Here is a 16,773-nt window from a genome sequence, read left to right as displayed (position 1 = left end):
CGGCACTCCGCTCTGCTCGCTCATGGGCCGGCCTTTCTGGCGTACGCGCGGGCGGCGGCGATCCGCTCCACGGTGGACGGGTGCGAGGCGGAGTAGAGGTACTCCCAGCGGGGCGGGTCCGGGTCGGCGAGGTTGACCGCGGCGAGCCGACGCTGCATCGACTCGTAGGTGGCGGGGTCGCCGGTCAGGGCCAGCGCGTGCGCGTCGGCGCGCGCCTCGACCCGCCGCGACATCAGCGCCTGCACCGGTGTGACGACCAGCCCGGCCACCGTGACCAGTGCCAGCAGCAGCGGGAACGCCTTCGGTTGGGCCACCGAGTCGACCCCGGCCAGCCGCAGCAGCGGCGGCCAGGAGCCGATCAGATAGAGCGCGACCACCGCGGCGGCGGCGCCCAGCGCGCCGGTGAGGGTGCCGACCGGTACGTCCCGGTCCTTGGCGTGGCCGAGTTCGTGTGCCACGACCGCGGTCACCTCGGCCGGCGTCGCCTCGCGCAGCAAATTGTCGTAGACCACGACGCGGCGGGTCGGGCCGAGCCCGGAGACGTACGCGTTGACCGCCCGGGTACGCCGCGAGGCGTCGGCGACCAGCACGTCGCGCACCGGTACCCCGTCGCGGGCGGCCAACTCCATCAGCTGGGTCCGCAGCGGTCCCGGCTCCATCGGGCTGAACCGGTTGAACACCGGCTCGACCAGCACCGGCAGCACGAAGGAGAGCAGCACCACCAGGGTCGCCGCGCCGGCCGCGCCGAACGCCCACCACCAGCGGGGCGCCAGCCGGACGACGGCGTAGAAGCCGAGCAGCGCCACCGCCCCGATGACCGCGCTGACCGCGTACGACTTGAGCAGGTCCAGCGCCCAGCCGCTCCAACCGTTGGTGGCCAGCCCGTAGCGGGTGAGCACGGTGTGACGCCAGGCGGCGAACGGCAGCGTCACCAGGTCGGCTACCAGCACCACGGCGAGCCCGCCGAGGACCGCCTGGGCGATCCAGTGGTCGCCGAAGGGGCGCCCCACCAGCTCGATCAGCCGGCCGCCCAGCGGGGTCAACCCCAGTGCCAGCGCCACCAACAGCCCCACGCCGAGCGCCGCCCAGCCGCCGGGGCGCAGCGCGGAACGGAACTGCCGGGCCCGCTCCACCTGATCGGCGGGCAGCTCGCGCAGCGCGGCGAGCTGGTCGGCCCGGGGCGCCGGCGGTCGGCTCCACGGAATCAGCACCAGAGCGGCCATCACCAGGGCGAGGCCGAGGCCCGCCAGGGTGAGCAGCGCCCAGCCGCGCGGGCTCACCGAGTCACCTCGCCGCGCCGTTGCCCCGCCATGCCGCCGCTCCTCCCGCCCGCGCGGGCCCATCCTAGTTGTCCGCCTCGCCCCGCCCCCGGGCCACCCCACCCCACCCCACCCCACCCCGCCCCGCGCCGGGCCGCCCCGCACCGCACCGCCCCGCACCGCACCGCCCCGCACCGCCCCGCACCGCACCGCACCTCGCCGCCAACCGCCGCGCCGCGCCGCGCCGCCCATGATCGTTGGCGGCTCAGCTGTAGTTGTCCCCGGCGTGTCGTCTCGCTCAGCCGTCAACGATCGGGGGGATGACCGGTCAGGAGCGGGACAGCCGGCGCAGCAGCGAGTCGGCGCCCAAGGGGTAGGCGCCGTGCCGGCGTACCCCGTCGGCGACCTCGCGGTCGGAGGAGATCACCACCACCGGGCGGCCTGGCGGCTCGGCGCGGACCAGGCGGCGGATCAGCTCGTCGGCGGTCTCCCCCTTGCGGGAGAACAGCACCCGGACCCCGCGCGGGGTGGGCGGCAGCCCGTGGATGCGTTCGGCGCCGTCGAAGACCACGGTGATCTCGTCCCCGGTCTGGGCGGCGATCCCGCCGAGGCCGGTGATCAACCGCTTGCGCTGCTGTTCCAGCGACATCTCGCCAAAACCCCGCTTGGTGACGTTGTAGCCGTCGACCACCAGGTGGGCCCGGGGCAGGGCGAGCAGCTGGTCGAGCCGAGCCGGGTCGTCGGTGTCCCGGGCCCGGGTGGCGGCACCGGCCGCGGTGGCCGTCGTGGAGTCGGCGAAGGCCTCCGCGACGAAGTCGGCGGGCAGCCGGTCCACCGGGTCCAGCGCCAGTTCGCGGCGGAGCCCGACGGCCGCCTGGCCGATGGTCTCCAGGAGCAGCCACAGCCGCGCGTCGTCGACCGAGCGGGCCTCCTTCGTGCTGGCCCGGGCGATGCTCGCGGCCGCCTCCGCCTCGGCCAGCCGGGCGCGGATCCGGCGCAGCTCGGCGTCCGCGTCCGCAGCGGCGCGGGCCGCCCGCCCCCGCTCGGTGGCCAGCAGCTCGCTCGTCCTGCGCTCGCGGGCCTGCGTCTCCCGCAGGGCACGGGTCAGCTGCCGGCTCTCCTCCCGCAGCTGGCCCAGCTCCTCGCGGACCCGGGCGAGTTCGTCGCGCAGCTTGTCGGCCTCGACCCGGGCCACCGCCCGGTCGTGCTCGGCCCGGGTGGCCCGCTGTTCGGCCTGGCGGACCAGCTCGGCCACCACCGCGCTGTCCGCCTCGGCGCGCACCGCCGCACCGCTGGCGTCGATCAGATCCCGCCATCCGCGCGGCCGGGCCAGGTAGGCCAGGGCCGCCACCTCGACCGGATCCGCGGCGGCCGGGGCTGTTCCCTCGACCACGGCGGTGCCCAGGTCGCCGGCGTCGGCCAGCACCCGGGCGGTGACCCGCTGCCGGAACAGTGGGTCACCGGCGAGCTGAGCGGCGATCGCCGGTGCACCGAGCCGGGCTCGCCGGTTGGGAGCGAACTTGGCGACCCGGCGCAGCGGCACGGGCACCTCGTCGGCGGGCAGGCCGGGCAGCACGGCGGCGGTGAGCGAAACGATCCGCTGCCGGACCGCCTCGGGCAGGCTCGGCTCCCGCTCCGGATCGCCGGAATCGGCCGGCGGGTCGGAGCGGCCGGCCGGGCCCTCATCGGCAGCCGGCACGGCGACGACCTGCTCCTCCTGCTGGAGGTTGTCGTCGGGCGGCTCGGTGAGGGGCATGTGGCAAGTCTCCCACCGCGACCGGGCTCACCGCCTGGTGAGTGAGCCGATCTCTCATCCTAGACCGGTGGTAACGAATGAGGCGGGTGAGACGCAAATGTCTCACCGGGCCGTTAGCGTGCCGCCGATGGCAGGACACGACTACCTCCAACCGGCGCTGGCCGGGCTCGACCCGGCCGTCGACGGGGTCGACCCGGCGTTGCCGCTGTACGCCACGACCTTCGTCGTGGTCGACCTGGAGACCACCGGGGGCGCCCCGGACGGCGGCGGCATCACCGAGATCGGCGCGGTCAAGGTGCGCGGCGGCGAGGAACTGGGGGTGCTGGCCACCCTGGTCAACCCCGGGGTGCCGATCCCGCCGTTCATCACCGTGCTGACCGGCATCACCCAGGCGATGCTGCTGCCGGCACCGCCGATCGAACAGGTGCTGCCGAGCTTCCTGGAATTTCTCACGGACGCCGTGCTGGTGGCCCACAACGCCCCGTACGACGTCGGCTTCCTCAAGGCCGCCTGCGCCAGGCACGGCTACCGCTGGCCGAACCCGAAGGTGCTGGACACCGCCGCGTTGGCCCGGCGGGTGCTGCTCCGCGACGAGGTGCCCAACCGCAAGCTCGGCACCCTCGCCGCCTACTTCCGCGCCGCCACGCAGCCCACCCACCGGGCGCTGGACGACGCCCGGGCCACCGTCGACGTGCTGCACGGGCTGATCGGGCGGCTCGGCGGCCACCGGGTGGACTCCGTCGGCGAAGCCATCGAGTTCGCCCGCGCGGTCACCCCGACCCAGCGCCGCAAACGCCATCTGGCCGATGGTCTGCCGCGTTCCCCCGGGGTCTACATCTTCCGGGCCACGGACGACCGGCCGCTCTACGTCGGCACCTCCGGGGACATCGCCACCCGGGTACGCAGCTACTTCACCGCCGCGGAGAAGCGCGCCCGGATCTCGGAGATGCTGGCCGCCGCCGAGCGGGTCGAGGCGATCGAGTGCGCGCACTCACTGGAGGCGGAGGTCCGCGAGCTGCGGCTGATCGGGGCGCACGCGCCGCCGTACAACCGGCGGTCGAAGTTCCCCGAGCGGGTGGTCTGGCTGAAGCTGACCGACGGGCCGTACCCCCGGTTGTCGGTGGTCCGGGAGATCTCCCCCAGCGACCGCGCCTACCTCGGCCCCTTCTCGTCCCGGCGGGCGGCGGAGCTGGCCGCCGCCGGATTCCACGACGCGGTGCCGCTGCGCCAGTGCACCCACCGGCTGTCGCTGCGCACCGTCACGCCGGCCTGCGCGCTGGCCGAGCTGGGTCGCTGCCCGGCACCGTGCAAGCACCGGATCACCCCCGGGGAGTACGCCGACCGCGCGGTGACCCCGTTCGCCACCGCCACCACCGGCGACCCCCGTCCGGTGGTGGACGCCCTGCTCGCCCGGATCGAAGCGTTGGCGGTCGATCAGCGGTACGAGGAGGCCGCCGTGCTCCGGTCCCGGCTGACCGCGGTGCTGCGGGCGGCCGTACGCATGCAGCGGCTGGCCGCGCTGACCGGGATCGCCGAGCTGGCCGCCGCCCGGCCGGCCGCCGGCGGTGGCTGGGAGTTGACGCTGGTGCGGTACGGCCGGCTGGCCGGGGGTCTCTCCGCCCGGGGTCCACCCCCGGCCCACGCTGGCCGTCATCCGGGCCACCGCCGAGACGGTGCTGCCCGGCCATGGCCCGATCCCGGCGGCCAGTGCCGAGGAGTCGGAACGGGTCCTGTCCTGGTTGGAACGGCCGGAAACCAGGTTGGTCGAGATGTCCGGCGGCTGGGCCACCCCGGTAGCCGGCGCAGCCCGGTTCCGGGACCTGCTGATCAAGGCCGAGAGCGCCGGGTCTCACCAACTCTGGTCCGAACGCTCATGAGCAACTGTCCGATCGGACTACCTCCGCTCACTTAGTCTGTTAAGGAAGTGCAGTCCTGCCCGTTTCGAGGGTCTGCTCCCGGTTGCCGGGTTTTCGGTGATCATGGGGCGGGGGTGAGGGGGTGTCCCGGGTGGACGTCGACGCCGGACGCGGCGGCGCCCTGGGGGGCGCCCTCCCGGCACAGCCGGGCGAGCTGCCGCTGACCCGCCGGCTCCGCTCGCTGCTGAGCTGGCCCGCAGCCGACAACGAACCGGTCGGTCAGTTGGTTCGCGCGCACCGCGCCATCCACGCGGGGACCGATCCCGCGGTGCTGCGCCGGGCGTACACGATCGCGGAGAACATGCACCGGGGCCAGTTCCGCAAGAGCGGTGAGCCGTACATCACGCACCCGCTGGCGGTCGCCCAGATCTGCGCCGAGCTGGGCATGGACACCACGACCCTGGTCGCCGCGCTGCTGCACGACACGGTGGAGGACACCCGCTACACGCTGCAGGCCCTGGCCGAGGACTTCGGCCACGAGGTGGCCCACCTGGTCGACGGGGTGACCAAGTTCGACAAGGCGTTCTACGGCAAGGCCGCCGAGGCGGAGACCATCCGCAAGATGATCATCGCGGCCGGCAAGGACGTCCGCGTGCTGATCATCAAGTTGGCCGACCGGCTGCACAACATGCGCACCCTCGGCGTACGCTCGGCTGCCTCCCGGGAGCGGATCGCCCGCAAGACCCAGGAGGTGCTGGTACCACTCTGCGACCGGCTGGGCATCCAGAACCTCAAGCGGGAACTGGACGACGTGGTGCTGCTGCACCTGGAGCCGGAGGAGCACTCCCGCATCGCGCGCCACGTGCACGACCGCCCCGGCTGGGACGCCTACCTTGCCGACGTGGTGGCGCAGACCAAGGTGGCGCTGCGCCGCAGCCGGGTCGATGCCGAGGTGGCCCCCCGCCCCCGGCATCTCTACTCGATCTGGAAAGACACCGTGGCCGGTGGGCACACCGTCCCGTACGACCTGCCCCGGATCATGGTGGTGGTGGACGGGCCGGCCACCGACTGCTACGCGGCGCTCGGCGCGGTCCACTGTCTCTGGCGGCCGGTCCCCGGCCGGTTCAAGGACTTCATCGCCTCGCCGAAGAACAACCTCTACCGCTCCCTGCACACCAGCGTCTGCGGCCCGAAGAACCGGACGGTGGAGGTGCTGATCCGCACCGCGGAGATGCACCGCTCGGCCGAGTACGGTGTGGCCGCCGATTTCCGCTTCCCACGCTCGAATGGGGCTGCGGCCCGCGCCGAGCAGCTCGACTGGCTGCGGCGGGTGCTGGACTGGGAACAGGACGCCGCCGATCCGGCGCAGTTCCTCCAGTCACTGCGCTGCGATCTGGCCGAGGCGCAGATCCAGGTGGTCGCCGAGGGACGGCAGATCGTCCTGCCGGCCGGGGCCACGCCCGTCGACCTGGCGTACGAGCTGGGCACCGACCGCGGCGACCGGTGTCTCGCCGCCCGGATCAACGGCCGACTGGTCCCGCTCTCCTCCGAACTGGACGAGGGCGACGTGGTGGAGATCTTCACCGAGACCGACGAGGAGAGCAGCCTCGACGCCGAGGTCGCCCCGCGCGGCCCACGCCGGGAATGGCTGGGCTTCGTCAAGTCGCCGCACGCGCAGATGCAGATCAACCGGTGGTTCGCCGAACACAGTGAACCGGGCATCTCGATCAGCGACAAGGTCCGGCTCGGCCGGGCCACCATCGGGCTGGCGCTGCGCCAGCACAACCGCGGGCTGGCCAGCGACCTGCCGCTGCTACGGCTGTCGGAGGAACTCGGCTATCCCGACCTGGAGACCCTGCTGGTCGCGGTCTTCGACCGGGCGATCGAGCCGGACGCCGTGGTACGCCAACTCATCGACCTGGTCGACCACCGTCAGTGATCCACTGAACCCTTTTCGACCTGGACCACGCGGCGCTCACGCGCCACGTCCGGCCCTGCGGTCCGTCGGACCGTGCAGGGAGGTTGAGGAGGGTTCACTATGGTCCCCGGCCGCGACCGGTGTGCACGACCACTAGCCTTGACCCATGATCCTCCGCTCGCGCCGCACCGGCCGCGCCGTCGCGTACCAGGTCTTCTACCGGTTGCCGTTGCCGGTGCGGCGTCGGCTGGTGCGACTGGCCGTGCCGAAGTACATCGTCGGCGCCGTCACCCTGCTCCGCGACAGCGAGGCCGACGGAGCGGGCCGACTGCTGCTACTGCGCCAACCGCCCGGCCGCGGCTGGACGCTCCCCGCCGGGCTGCTGCAACGCGGCGAGAACCCGGCGGTGGGCGCGGCCCGGGAGTTGCACGAGGAGACGGGCGTACGGCTGTCTCCGACCCGGCTGAACCCGGCGACGCCCAACGCGATCGTGCACGCCAAGGGGTGGGTGGACGTGGTGTTCACCGCCGAGGTCCCGGCATCGGGCACCGAGCTCACGGTCGACGGGGCGGAGGTCTTCGAGGCGGCCTGGCACCCGCTGGACGACCTGCCGAAGCTGAGCTGGTCCACCGCACGCCTGCTCGCCTACTACGACATCGGTCCGCTGGCCGGGCAGTTCCCGCCCCCGCTGCCGGACACCCTGCCGTGACCGGGTCTGCCGACGCCGTGGGCCGGTGGCCGTCGACCCCGGCCGCCGGGATCTGCGCGGTGGTGCTCGCCGCCGGGGAGGGCACCCGGCTGCGCCCGCTGACCGAGCGGCTGCCCAAGGCGCTCTGCCCGGTGGGCAACGTGCCGCTGCTGGACCGGGCGCTGGCCCGGCTCGCCGGGCTCGGGCTGAGCGGACCGGAGGCGGTCGCCGTCAACGCCTGCTACCTCGGCGACCAGATCGTCGAGCGGGTCGGGGCGCGCGCCCACCTCTCGGTGGAACCGGGCACCCCGCTCGGCACCGCCGGTGGCGTGGGCAGGCTGCGGGACTGGATCGCCGGCCGGGGGGTGCTGGTCGGCAACGCCGACGCGTACCTCGCCGACCCGGCGGCGCCGCCCGGGCCCGACATCGCCGCGCTGCTGGCCGACTGGGACGGCGAGAGCGTACGCCTGCTGGGTCGGCCCGCGCCCGACCCGGCCGCCCCCGGCACGTTCGACGGGCATCTCTTCACCGGCTTCTCGCTGCTGCCCTGGCGGTTCGTCCGGGACCTGCCCGCGACCTTCGGTGACCTGGTACGCGCGGTGTGGCGCCCGGCCGAGGCCGCCGGCCGGCTGACCGTCGTGCCCTACCGGGGCACCTTCTACGACACCGGCACCCCGGCCGACTACCTCGCCGCTAACCTGCACGCCGCCGGCGAGGGCTGTCTCGTCGACGCGGACGCCACGGTCACCGGTCACTGCCAGCGGTCGGTGGTCGGTGCCGGCGCCACGGTACGCGGCACGGTGACCCGTTGCGTCGTCTGGCCCGGCGCCACGGTCGGCCGCGACGAGCGCCTGCACGACGTGATCCGGGTCGGCGCCGACCTCACCGTCCCGGCAGGCCGAGCCGGCGCAACGTGAGCGGCCAGGGTACGCAGGCCTTAGCATGAGCGACGACGCCAACGAACGGAGAGCCTTCCCGTGATCACCGCGATCGTGCTGATCGACTGCGCCACCGATTCGATTCCGGAGGTGGCCACGGCCCTCGCCGACCTGCCCGGGGTCAGCGAGGTCTACTCGGTTGCCGGGCACGTCGACCTGATCGCCATGGTCCGGGTCCGCGAGTTCGACGAGATCGCCCAGGTGATCGCGGGCAGCATCTCCAAGGTTCCCGGCGTGCTCAACACCGAGTCGCACATCGCCTTCCGCGCGTACTCCCGCCACGACCTGGAAGAGGCCTTCGCCATCGGCCTCGGCAGCACCGACTGATCCCCTGGCGAGCCGGTCCACCCCCGGACGAGGGTGGACCGGCTCGACTCGTACCGTCGGGTCAGCTCTGCTGCGGCGCCGGGGTCTCGGTGACGGTGCCACCCGGAGCCGGGGCCTGCTCGGTGGCGGTGCCACCCGGGGCCGGTTGCTCGGTGCCCGGCGCGGTGCCACCCGGGCTGGGCGAGCCGCTCGCGCTGGCCTCCGGGACCGGGATGCCGAGCTGCTCGGCCAACTGCACCAGGGCGTCGTAGTGCGCCTGCAGGACCGGCAGCGCGGTCTGCGCCAGCTGGATCACCTGCGTCTCGGAGCCCTGCGAGATCTCCGTCTGGGTGGCCTGGATGGCCTGCAGGTGGCCGGCCAGACCCTGGGTCACCCAGAGCCGGTCGAACTCCTCACCGCTGGCCTTGTTCAGCTGGTCGAGAGCCGTCCGCTGATCAGCAGTGGGCTCGTTCGGCAGCTGGACCTTCAGCTTCCCGGCCAGGTCCTTCACCGACTTGTCCAGCTCCTGGTGGTCGGTGACGATCATCTGCGCCAGGTCCTTGACCTGCTGGTTCTGGGCCTTCTTCTGGGCCATTTCGCCGGCCTGGACCTCGTACAGGTTGACCTGGTGGATCGCCTTCAGGTACTGCGTGTCCTGCTCCGACGGTTGCGCCGCCGCCTGCGCCGCGGCGGCGGGTGCGATACCCACCAGCACCAGCGCGGCCAGCAGGCCGAGGCGTTTGATACCCAACATGCTTCCTCCCCGTTGAGACGTTGGACCGCACGGATACCCGGCTGGCCGGGGTTATTCCTGCGATCCGGTGACGGGCGGGAAGCTCCGCCGAGGGTCCGGAGGGCGGAAACGGGCGTGGGGCCCGCCGGAGTGATCCGGCGGGCGCCACGTCACGCTGTGCGTCACCTCAGCGGCGGGTCTCCCCGCTGCCGACTTCCTCCCGCTCCGGTCGCGGCTCGACCGGCGGGTGCCCCGGCGAGACCGGCGCCTCGGCCGGCTTCTCGATCGGGAAGAAGAAGCCCCGGACGGCCGGGCCGAGCGCCCCGAGCCGGTTCATCTTCTTCGGCACCACCCAACCGACGTACGGCAGCTCGGCGTGCCCGTGCTCGTCGGGCGTGGTGAGCGGCTGGTGCACCTCGACGAACCGGCCGTCCGGCATGCGCCGGATGATGCCGGTCTCCACGCCGTGGGCCAGCACCTCCCGGTCGTGCTGTTGCAGACCGAGGCAGATCCGGTAGGTGACGTAGTACGCCAGCGGCGGCAGGAGCAGCAGCCCGATCCGGCCGGCCCAGGTCATCGCGTTCAGGCTGATGTGGAACTTGTCGGCGATGACGTCGTTCGCGCCGGTGAGGGTCAGGATCACGTAGAACGTGACGGCCATGGCGCCCAGGCCGGTGCGGAACGGCACGTCGCGGGGACGCTGGAGCAGGTTGTGGCTCCGGTAGTCCTTGAGGTAGCGGGCCTCGAGGAACGGATAGAACAGGGAGAGCCCGACGAGGATGCCGGGTAGCACCACGGTCGGCCAGAACAGCGGCGGAATCACATATCCGTCGCCGATCGGGAGGTGGATCTCCCAATCCGGCATCAACCGGGTCGAACCGTCCAGGAACATGACGTACCAGTCGGGCTGGCTGGCGGCGGAGACCACCCACGCCTCGTACGGGCCGAACAGCCAGAGCGGGTTGATCTGGAACAGACCGCCCAGCAGTGCGATCACGCCGAAGACGACCATGAAGAAGCCGCCCTGCTTGATCGCGTAGCGCGGGAACATCCGCTCGCCGACCACGTTGGCGTTGGTCCGGCCCGGCCCCGGCCACTGGGTGTGCTTCTGCTTGAAGACCAGGCCCAGGTGGGCGGAGATCAGCGCCACCAGCAGACCCGGGACGAGCAGCACGTGCGCGATGTAGAACCGGCTGATGATGATCGTGCCGGGGAACTCACCGTTGAAGACCGCCGCGCTCACCCAGGTACCGATCACCGGGATGGAGAGGATGATCGCCGAGGCGATCCGCAGGCCGGTGCCGGAGAGGCCGTCGTCCGGCAGCGAGTAGCCGGTGAAGCCGGCCAGGAAGCCGACCCAGAACAGCAGCGAACCGATGATCCAGTTGGTCTCCCGCGGCTTGCGGAACGCGCCGGTGAAGAAGACCCGCAGCATGTGCACCACGATCGCGGCCATGAACAGCAGCGCGGCCCAGTGGTGCATCTGCCGCATGATCAGACCGCCCCGGACGTCGAACGAGATGTCCAGGGTCGAGGCGTACGCGGCCGACATCGGCGTGCCCCGCAGCGGGGCGTAGCTGCCGTTGTAGATGACCTCGGTCATCGTCGGCTCGAAGAAGAAGGTCAGGAAGACACCGGTCAGCAGCAGGACGATGAACGAGAAGAGCGCGATCTCGCCGAGCAGGAACGACCAGTGGTCGGGGAAGACCTTGTTCAGCAGCCGACGCAGCGGGGTGGCTACCTGGAAGCGGTCGTCGACCGCCCGAGCGGTGTTGCCCGGCACCGCTGCCATGTCAAACTTTCGCCGCTTCACGGCCGCTCCCAGAAGTCGGGCCCGACTGCTTCGGTGTAGTCGGACTTCGCCACGAAGTAGCCCTCGGCGTCCACCTCGATCGGCAGCTGCGGCAACCGCCGGCTGGCCGGGCCGAAGATGGGCTTGGCGTTGTCGGTGATCAGGAACTGTGACTGGTGGCACGGGCAGAGCAGCCGGTTGGTCTGCTGCTCGTACAGGCTCGCCGGGCAGCCGGCGTGGGTGCAGACCTTCGAGTAGGCGGCGAAGTTGCCCCACATGTAGCCGCCGTGCCCCTGGCGCTCGTTGTTGCGGCGCGACTCCTCGGCGTCGGCGTCCCGCAGGTGGATCAGCAGGGTCGGCGAGTCGGCGTGCCGGTTGCTCACGCCGTGCTCGATGCCGGGGAAGACGGTGATCTGGCCGCCCGCGCTGATGTCCGCCGGGCGGATCGGCCGCCCGTCCTCGCGGACCAGCCGGATCTTCCGGCCGTCCTGCGGGGCGAACCCGGTGGTCATCATCTGGTTGTTCTTGTGCGGGTCGGAGATGAGCCCACCCACCAGCGGCGCCGCGGCCACCGCGCCGACCGGCACCAGACCGGCCAGCAGCGACATGCCGAGCAGCGGCCGGCGCCGCACGCCCAACTCGTCGGCCATGTAGAGCATGGTCTGGCTGGTGATGACCCGATCCTCGGCGGGCACCGCGCCCTCGTGCCGGTCCTGGATCGAGACCTCCTTGGGCAGCAGCTTCTTGCCCCAGGTCAGGATGCCGAAGCCGACGCCCAGCAGCGCGATGCCGAGGGTCGCCCCGAGCAGCGGGGTGAACATCTTGTCACCGCCGCGGCCCGGCTGGTACTCCCACGGCCACCAGATGTAGATCGCCAGGAACGCGGTCGCCGCCAGGCCGGTGATCAGGAAGAACCCCGCCACCGTACGGACCAGCCGGCGCTCGGCCCGGCTGCCCGGGACGACCTGCTCCTCGTAGTGCACGATTTCGATGTCGTCCCGGCGGGCACCCTCCCGGACGATGTCGAAGCGGCTCAGCCCCGGATCGTTGACGTCGATCGGTTCCTGGCCCGGCCGGGTCGGCTGCCCGGTGTGCATGCTCATGCTCCCCCCGGTCACGACTTACCCGCAATCCACAGGCTGGCGAAGACGAGCGCGACGATGCCGACCAGGAAGATCGCCACCCCCTCGGTGGAGGGCCCGTACCGGCCCAGGTTGAACCCGCCCGGGTCGCCCTGTTCCTTCAGGGTCTGCTGGATGTAGGCGATGATGTCCGCCTTCTGCTCCGGCGTGATCTGGTTGTCGCCGAAGACCGGCATGTTCTGCGGGCCGCTCAGCATCGCCGCGTAGATCTGCCGGTCGGTGGCCGGCGCCAGGCTCGGCGCGTACTTGCCCGAGGAGAGGGCGCCGCCGCCGCCGCTGAACGCGTGGCACTGCGAGCAGTTGATCCGGTACAGCTCGCCGCCGATCGCGATGTTGCCGCCGGCCTGCAGGTTGTCGCCCGCCGGCACGACCGGGCCGCCGCCCAGCTCCTGGACGTACGCGGCCAGCTGGTCGATCTGGTCCGGCTTGAACACCACGGGCTTGCGGGCCGCCTGGGCCTCCTGCCGGGCCATCGGCATCCGGCCCGTGCCGACCTGGAACTCGACCGAGGCCGCGCCGACACCGATGAGGCTCGGCCCGCGCCCCTCGATCCCCTGCGCGTTGCGGCCGTGGCAGCTCACGCAGCTCACGTCGAACAGCGCCTTGCCGTCGGCGGCGGCGGAGCTCAGCGGCGGGTTCTCCTGTGCCGACGCGCCGGGGGCGAGGACGGTGTAGGCACCGCCGGCCAGCATCAGCGCGGCGACCAGCCGGACCGCGGCACCCAGCCGGCGGCGGCCCCTGCTGCGCGCCACGGGCCGCCCGCGCAGCCGCGCGAGCAGACCGCGTCGGCGGTCGTTGTCAGAAGTCATGACCTGTGTCCTTAACCGGTTGGACCTTGTCTCAGGGGGTGGTGCGGCGGCGCGGCACGAGACGCGCCAAGATCACTGAAGCCAGTAGATCATGGCGTAGAGCCCGACCCACACGACGTCCACGAAGTGCCAGTAGTACGACACCACGATCGCCGCGGTGGCCTGCGCCGGGGTGAACCGGCCCATGGTGGTGCGGATCATGAAGATGATGAAGGCGACCAGACCGCCGGCCACGTGCAGGCCGTGGAAGCCGGTGGTCAGGTAGAACATCGACCCGTAGCCGTCTCCGTTGATCTTGATGCCCTCGTGCACCAACTCCTTGTACTCGTTGAGCTGGCCGAGCAGGAAGATCAGGCCCATCACGAAGGTGATCGCGAACCAGCGCCGCAGCGCGTGCACGTCACCCCGCTCGGCCGCGAACACGCCGATCTGGCACGTCACGGAGGAGAGCACCAGGATCGTGGTGAACGTCGTCGCGTACGGGACGTTCAGGATCTGGGTGTGCTCCGCCCACTGCTCGGGTGCCGCAGCGCGGATCGAGAAGTACATCGCGAACAGCGCCGCGAAGAACATGAGTTCACTGGAGAGCCACACGATCGTTCCGACGCTGACCATGTTGGGACGCGTCAGAGAGTGGATCCGGCTCTTGTCAATGGCTGGGGCCGCAGTCACGCGGTCATTATTGCCCCTGACCACGGCCGGCGATCAGCGGGGGCCCAAACCGGGGGCACAGATGGCCCGATCGGTACCGTCCGGTTCGCCTGACCTAGGCTGATTGGCGTGCTGCACGTCGATCCGATGTCCCTGGCCACCACGGCCGCGCTGCCGCCCATCGGGGGCGTTACCGGCACAATTCCACCCGCCGGCGGGGTGCCGCTCGCGGCCGGGGACACCCTGCCGCCGTTCACGATCACCACCGTGGTCACCGAGGCCCGGCTGGACAGCTGGCTCGCCGTCAGCCTGGTGCTCGCCGCCGGCCTCTACCTCTACGGGGTGCATCGGCTGCGGGTCCGCGGCGACCGCTGGCCGGTCGCCCGGATGATCTTCTTCCTCGGGCCCGGCCTGGGCGGCATCGCCGCGGTCACGGTCACCGGGGTGGGCACCTACGACACCACCCTGCTGTCGGTGCACATGGTGCAGCACATGGTGCTGTCCATGATCTCGCCGATCTTCCTGGCGCTGGGCGCGCCGGTGACGCTGGCCCTGCGTACCCTGCCGGTCGGCCCGCGCAAGCGCCTGCTCGCGGTGGTGCACAGCCGGGTCGCGCGGGTCTACACCTTCCCGCTGGTGGCGTTCGCCATCTTCGTGGTCAACCCGTTCGCGCTCTACTTCACCGACCTGTACCGCCACACCCTGGAGCACGTCTGGGCGCACGAGCTGGTGCACGCCCACTTCATCCTGACCGGCTGCGTGTTCTTCTGGCCGCTGCTGGGCCTGGACCCGCTGCCCGGCCGCTGGCCCTACCCCGGCCGGGCACTGCTGATGCTGCTGTCGGTGCCCTTCCACACCGTGCTCGGGCTCACCATCATGCAGAGCAGCACCCTCTTCGGCGGCGACTGGTACCCGTCGCTCGGGCTGAGCTGGGCCGACCCCCGGGAGGACCAGGTGCTCGCCGGCGGCATCCTCTGGGCCGGCGGCGAGTTCGTCAGCGTGACGATGCTCGCCGTGCTGGTGGTGCAGTGGATGCGCCAGGCCGAACGGGAGGCCCGCCGGATCGACCGCGAGCTGGACCGCCAGGAGGCCCGCGAACGCGCCACGGAGTCGCCCGCCTGAGCTGCGCCCCGGCGGGCACGGGGCGGCGTGTCACCCGAACCACGCCGACCGGTACGATCGGCGGCGCAGCTACGAGGTGATAGCCGTCTCGAAGCCAACCGCGGACGGGCCCCCGGCTCGCCGCGGTGGCCGGCCCGAACGGCAGGGAAGCGAAGCGGAGTTGTCGGCATGAGCGATCGTCTGTGCACCGTCCTGCTCTACAGCGACGACCCGCAGGTACGGGACCGGATGCGGCTCGCCGTCGGCACCCGGCCGGCGCCCGACCTGCGCCTGGAGTTCGTCGAGGCGTCCGGCTACGACGAGTGCGTCCGGCTGGTCGACGACTACGAGATCGACCTGCTGCTGCTCGACGGTGAGGCCAGCCCCGGCGGCGGCATCGGCATCGCCCGCCAGATCAAGGACGACTTCGACGAGCCGCCCCTGACCTGCGTGGTGATCGCCCGCGCCGCCGACCGATGGCTCGCCGCCTACGCCGAGGTCGACGCCACCCTGGTGCATCCGCTCGACCCGGTGACCACCGCCGCCACGGTGGCCGAGCTGCTGCGGACGGACGCACCCGCCTGACGTCCCACTCCGGCACCGCCACGGCGCCGGGCGAGCCGGCGCCGGTCCCGTCCCACCCGTACTCTTCCGCTCGGGAGGCCCGCCATGGGCGAACGGACCTGGCCGCACCTGCTCACCGCGCTGCTGCGCGGGGAGGAACTCTCCACCGCCGACACCGCCTGGGCCATGGGCGAGATCATCTCCGGCTCGGCGACCCCGGCCCGCATCGCCGGCTTCGCGATGGCGCTGCGCGCCAAGGGCGAGACCCCGGCCGAGCTGAGCGGGCTGGTCGAGGCGATGCTCAGCCGGGCCGTCCCGGTGACGCTGCCCGAGGAGGTACGCGCGAGCTCGCTGGACGTGGTCGGCACCGGCGGAGACCTCGCCCACACGGTCAACATCTCCACCATGACCGCGCTGGTCGTCGCCGGCACCGGGGTGCGCGTGGTCAAGCACGGCAACCGGGCGGCCTCCTCCTCCTGCGGCACCGCCGACCTGCTGGAATTCCTCGGCGTACCGCTGGACCTCGAGCCCGACCAGGTGGCCCGGTGCGTGGCCGAGGCCGGCATCGGCTTCTGCTTCGCGGCCCGGTTCCACCCCGGAATGCGGCACGCCGGCCCGGTCCGCCGGGAGCTGGGCGTGCCGACGGCGTTCAACTTCCTCGGCCCACTGACCAACCCGGCCCGCCCGCCGGCCGGCGCGGTGGGCTGCTTCGACGCGACGATGGCGCCGGTGATGGCCGCCGTCTTCGCCGCTCGGGGCGACTCGGTGCTGGTGATGCGCGGCGAGGACGGGCTGGACGAGTTCACCACCGCGGCCCCGACCCGGTTCTGGATCGCCGCGGGCGGCACCGTCCGGGAGACCGTGGTGGACGCGGTCGACCTCGGGGTACCCCGGTCCACCCTCGACGACCTGCGGGGCGGTGACGCCGCGTACAACGCCGACGTGGCCCGGCGCCTGCTCGCCGGCGAGCCCGGCCCGGTACGCGACGCCGTGCTGGTCAACGCCGCCGCTGCCCTGGCCACCCAGGGCCCACTGGACGGCGACCTGACCACCGCCCTGCGGGCCGGCCTCGACCGCGCCGCCGAGTCGATCGACTCCGGCGCCGCCGCCCGCACCCTCTCCCGCTGGCTAAACGTCGCCCAAACCCTCTAACCCACCCCCCACACCCCCCACCTCACACCCGCCCTGAAGCGCGTTGATCATGAGGTTAGCGGCGATGTCGATCTCCTGAACTGCCGCTAACCTCATGATCAACGCGGG

General features: G+C 72.3%; 14 protein-coding genes and 1 pseudogene. 8 read left to right on the top strand and 7 right to left on the bottom strand.

The annotated features are described in order from the left end of the window. Window positions 1–20 precede the first annotated feature (20 nt). Together IEY61_RS11495 and IEY61_RS11490 are read right to left on the bottom strand one after the other, a co-directional pair. Complete coding sequence (locus tag IEY61_RS11495; protein WP_189043374.1) at window positions 21–1,280, bottom strand: M48 family metallopeptidase; 1,260 nt, start codon at window positions 1,278–1,280, stop codon at window positions 21–23. Between the two features lie 307 nt (window positions 1,281–1,587). Continuing rightward, window positions 1,588–3,015, bottom strand: a complete 1,428-nt coding sequence (locus tag IEY61_RS11490; protein WP_189043372.1) for an NYN domain-containing protein — start codon at window positions 3,013–3,015, stop codon at window positions 1,588–1,590. 127 nt (window positions 3,016–3,142) lie between these two features. Between IEY61_RS11490 and IEY61_RS11485 the strand changes: the two are divergent. The 5 genes and pseudogenes from IEY61_RS11485 to IEY61_RS11465 all read left to right on the top strand — a co-directional run bounded on the left by IEY61_RS11485 (window position 3,143) and on the right by IEY61_RS11465 (window position 8,742). Continuing rightward, window positions 3,143–4,892: pseudogene (locus tag IEY61_RS11485) on the top strand (DEDD exonuclease domain-containing protein). Between the two features lie 130 nt (window positions 4,893–5,022). Beyond that, window positions 5,023–6,810: a RelA/SpoT family protein gene (locus tag IEY61_RS11480; RefSeq protein WP_189043697.1), complete on the top strand. Its 1,788-nt coding sequence runs from the start codon at window positions 5,023–5,025 to the stop codon at window positions 6,808–6,810. A 145-nt stretch (window positions 6,811–6,955) separates the two neighbouring features. After that, a complete protein-coding gene (locus IEY61_RS11475) occupies window positions 6,956–7,498 on the top strand; it encodes an NUDIX hydrolase (protein ID WP_189043371.1) in 543 nt (180 codons plus the stop codon). Then, on the top strand, window positions 7,495–8,394 hold the full coding sequence (locus IEY61_RS11470) for a nucleotidyltransferase family protein (protein WP_229705832.1): 900 nt from the start codon (window positions 7,495–7,497) through the stop codon (window positions 8,392–8,394). Before IEY61_RS11475 ends, IEY61_RS11470 begins: the two co-directional genes overlap by 4 nt. Before the next feature lie 60 nt (window positions 8,395–8,454). Beyond that, a complete protein-coding gene (locus tag IEY61_RS11465) occupies window positions 8,455–8,742 on the top strand; it encodes an Lrp/AsnC family transcriptional regulator (RefSeq protein WP_189043370.1) in 288 nt (95 codons plus the stop codon). Window positions 8,743–8,803: 61 nt separating this feature from the next. Here the strand turns inward: IEY61_RS11465 and IEY61_RS11460 are convergent, their stop codons facing one another. The 5 genes from IEY61_RS11460 to ctaE form a co-directional block, all read right to left on the bottom strand. After that, on the bottom strand, window positions 8,804–9,475 hold the full coding sequence (locus IEY61_RS11460) for a DUF4142 domain-containing protein (protein ID WP_189043369.1): 672 nt from the start codon (window positions 9,473–9,475) through the stop codon (window positions 8,804–8,806). A gap of 166 nt (window positions 9,476–9,641) precedes the next feature. After that, entirely contained in the window at window positions 9,642–11,267 is a 1,626-nt protein-coding gene (qcrB, locus tag IEY61_RS11455; protein ID WP_189043368.1) for a cytochrome bc1 complex cytochrome b subunit, read from the bottom strand. Further along, on the bottom strand, window positions 11,264–12,349 hold the full coding sequence (gene qcrA / locus IEY61_RS11450; protein ID WP_373293136.1) for a cytochrome bc1 complex Rieske iron-sulfur subunit: 1,086 nt from the start codon (window positions 12,347–12,349) through the stop codon (window positions 11,264–11,266). The genes qcrB and qcrA overlap by 4 nt, the downstream gene beginning before the upstream one ends. Before the next feature lie 11 nt (window positions 12,350–12,360). Next, window positions 12,361–13,197 (bottom strand): cytochrome bc1 complex diheme cytochrome c subunit, encoded by an 837-nt coding sequence (gene qcrC / locus IEY61_RS11445; protein WP_189043366.1) that lies wholly within the window; start codon window positions 13,195–13,197, stop codon window positions 12,361–12,363. Window positions 13,198–13,269: 72 nt separating this feature from the next. Beyond that, window positions 13,270–13,869 (bottom strand): aa3-type cytochrome oxidase subunit III, encoded by a 600-nt coding sequence (gene ctaE, locus IEY61_RS11440; protein ID WP_189043365.1) that lies wholly within the window; start codon window positions 13,867–13,869, stop codon window positions 13,270–13,272. A gap of 108 nt (window positions 13,870–13,977) precedes the next feature. Between ctaE and IEY61_RS11435 the strand changes: the two genes are divergently transcribed. The 3 genes from IEY61_RS11435 to trpD all read left to right on the top strand — a co-directional run bounded on the left by IEY61_RS11435 (window position 13,978) and on the right by trpD (window position 16,665). Further along, window positions 13,978–14,970, top strand: a complete 993-nt coding sequence (locus IEY61_RS11435) for a cytochrome c oxidase assembly protein (protein ID WP_229705831.1) — start codon at window positions 13,978–13,980, stop codon at window positions 14,968–14,970. Window positions 14,971–15,138: 168 nt separating this feature from the next. Further along, on the top strand, window positions 15,139–15,534 hold the full coding sequence (locus tag IEY61_RS11430) for a hypothetical protein (RefSeq protein WP_189043364.1): 396 nt from the start codon (window positions 15,139–15,141) through the stop codon (window positions 15,532–15,534). 84 nt (window positions 15,535–15,618) lie between these two features. Further along, window positions 15,619–16,665 carry an anthranilate phosphoribosyltransferase gene (gene trpD / locus IEY61_RS11425; protein ID WP_189043363.1) on the top strand — a complete coding sequence of 349 codons (1,047 nt, stop codon included), beginning with the start codon at window positions 15,619–15,621 and terminating at the stop codon, window positions 16,663–16,665. The last annotated feature ends 108 nt before the right edge of the window (window positions 16,666–16,773 follow it).

Origin of the sequence: Micromonospora sonchi (assembly GCF_014646235.1) — a bacterium.
GTDB classification, from domain to species: Bacteria; Actinomycetota; Actinomycetes; order Mycobacteriales; family Micromonosporaceae; genus Micromonospora; species Micromonospora sonchi.
The sequence above is the reverse complement of the archived record's forward strand: the minus strand, read 5'-3'. Positions and strand labels throughout refer to the sequence as shown.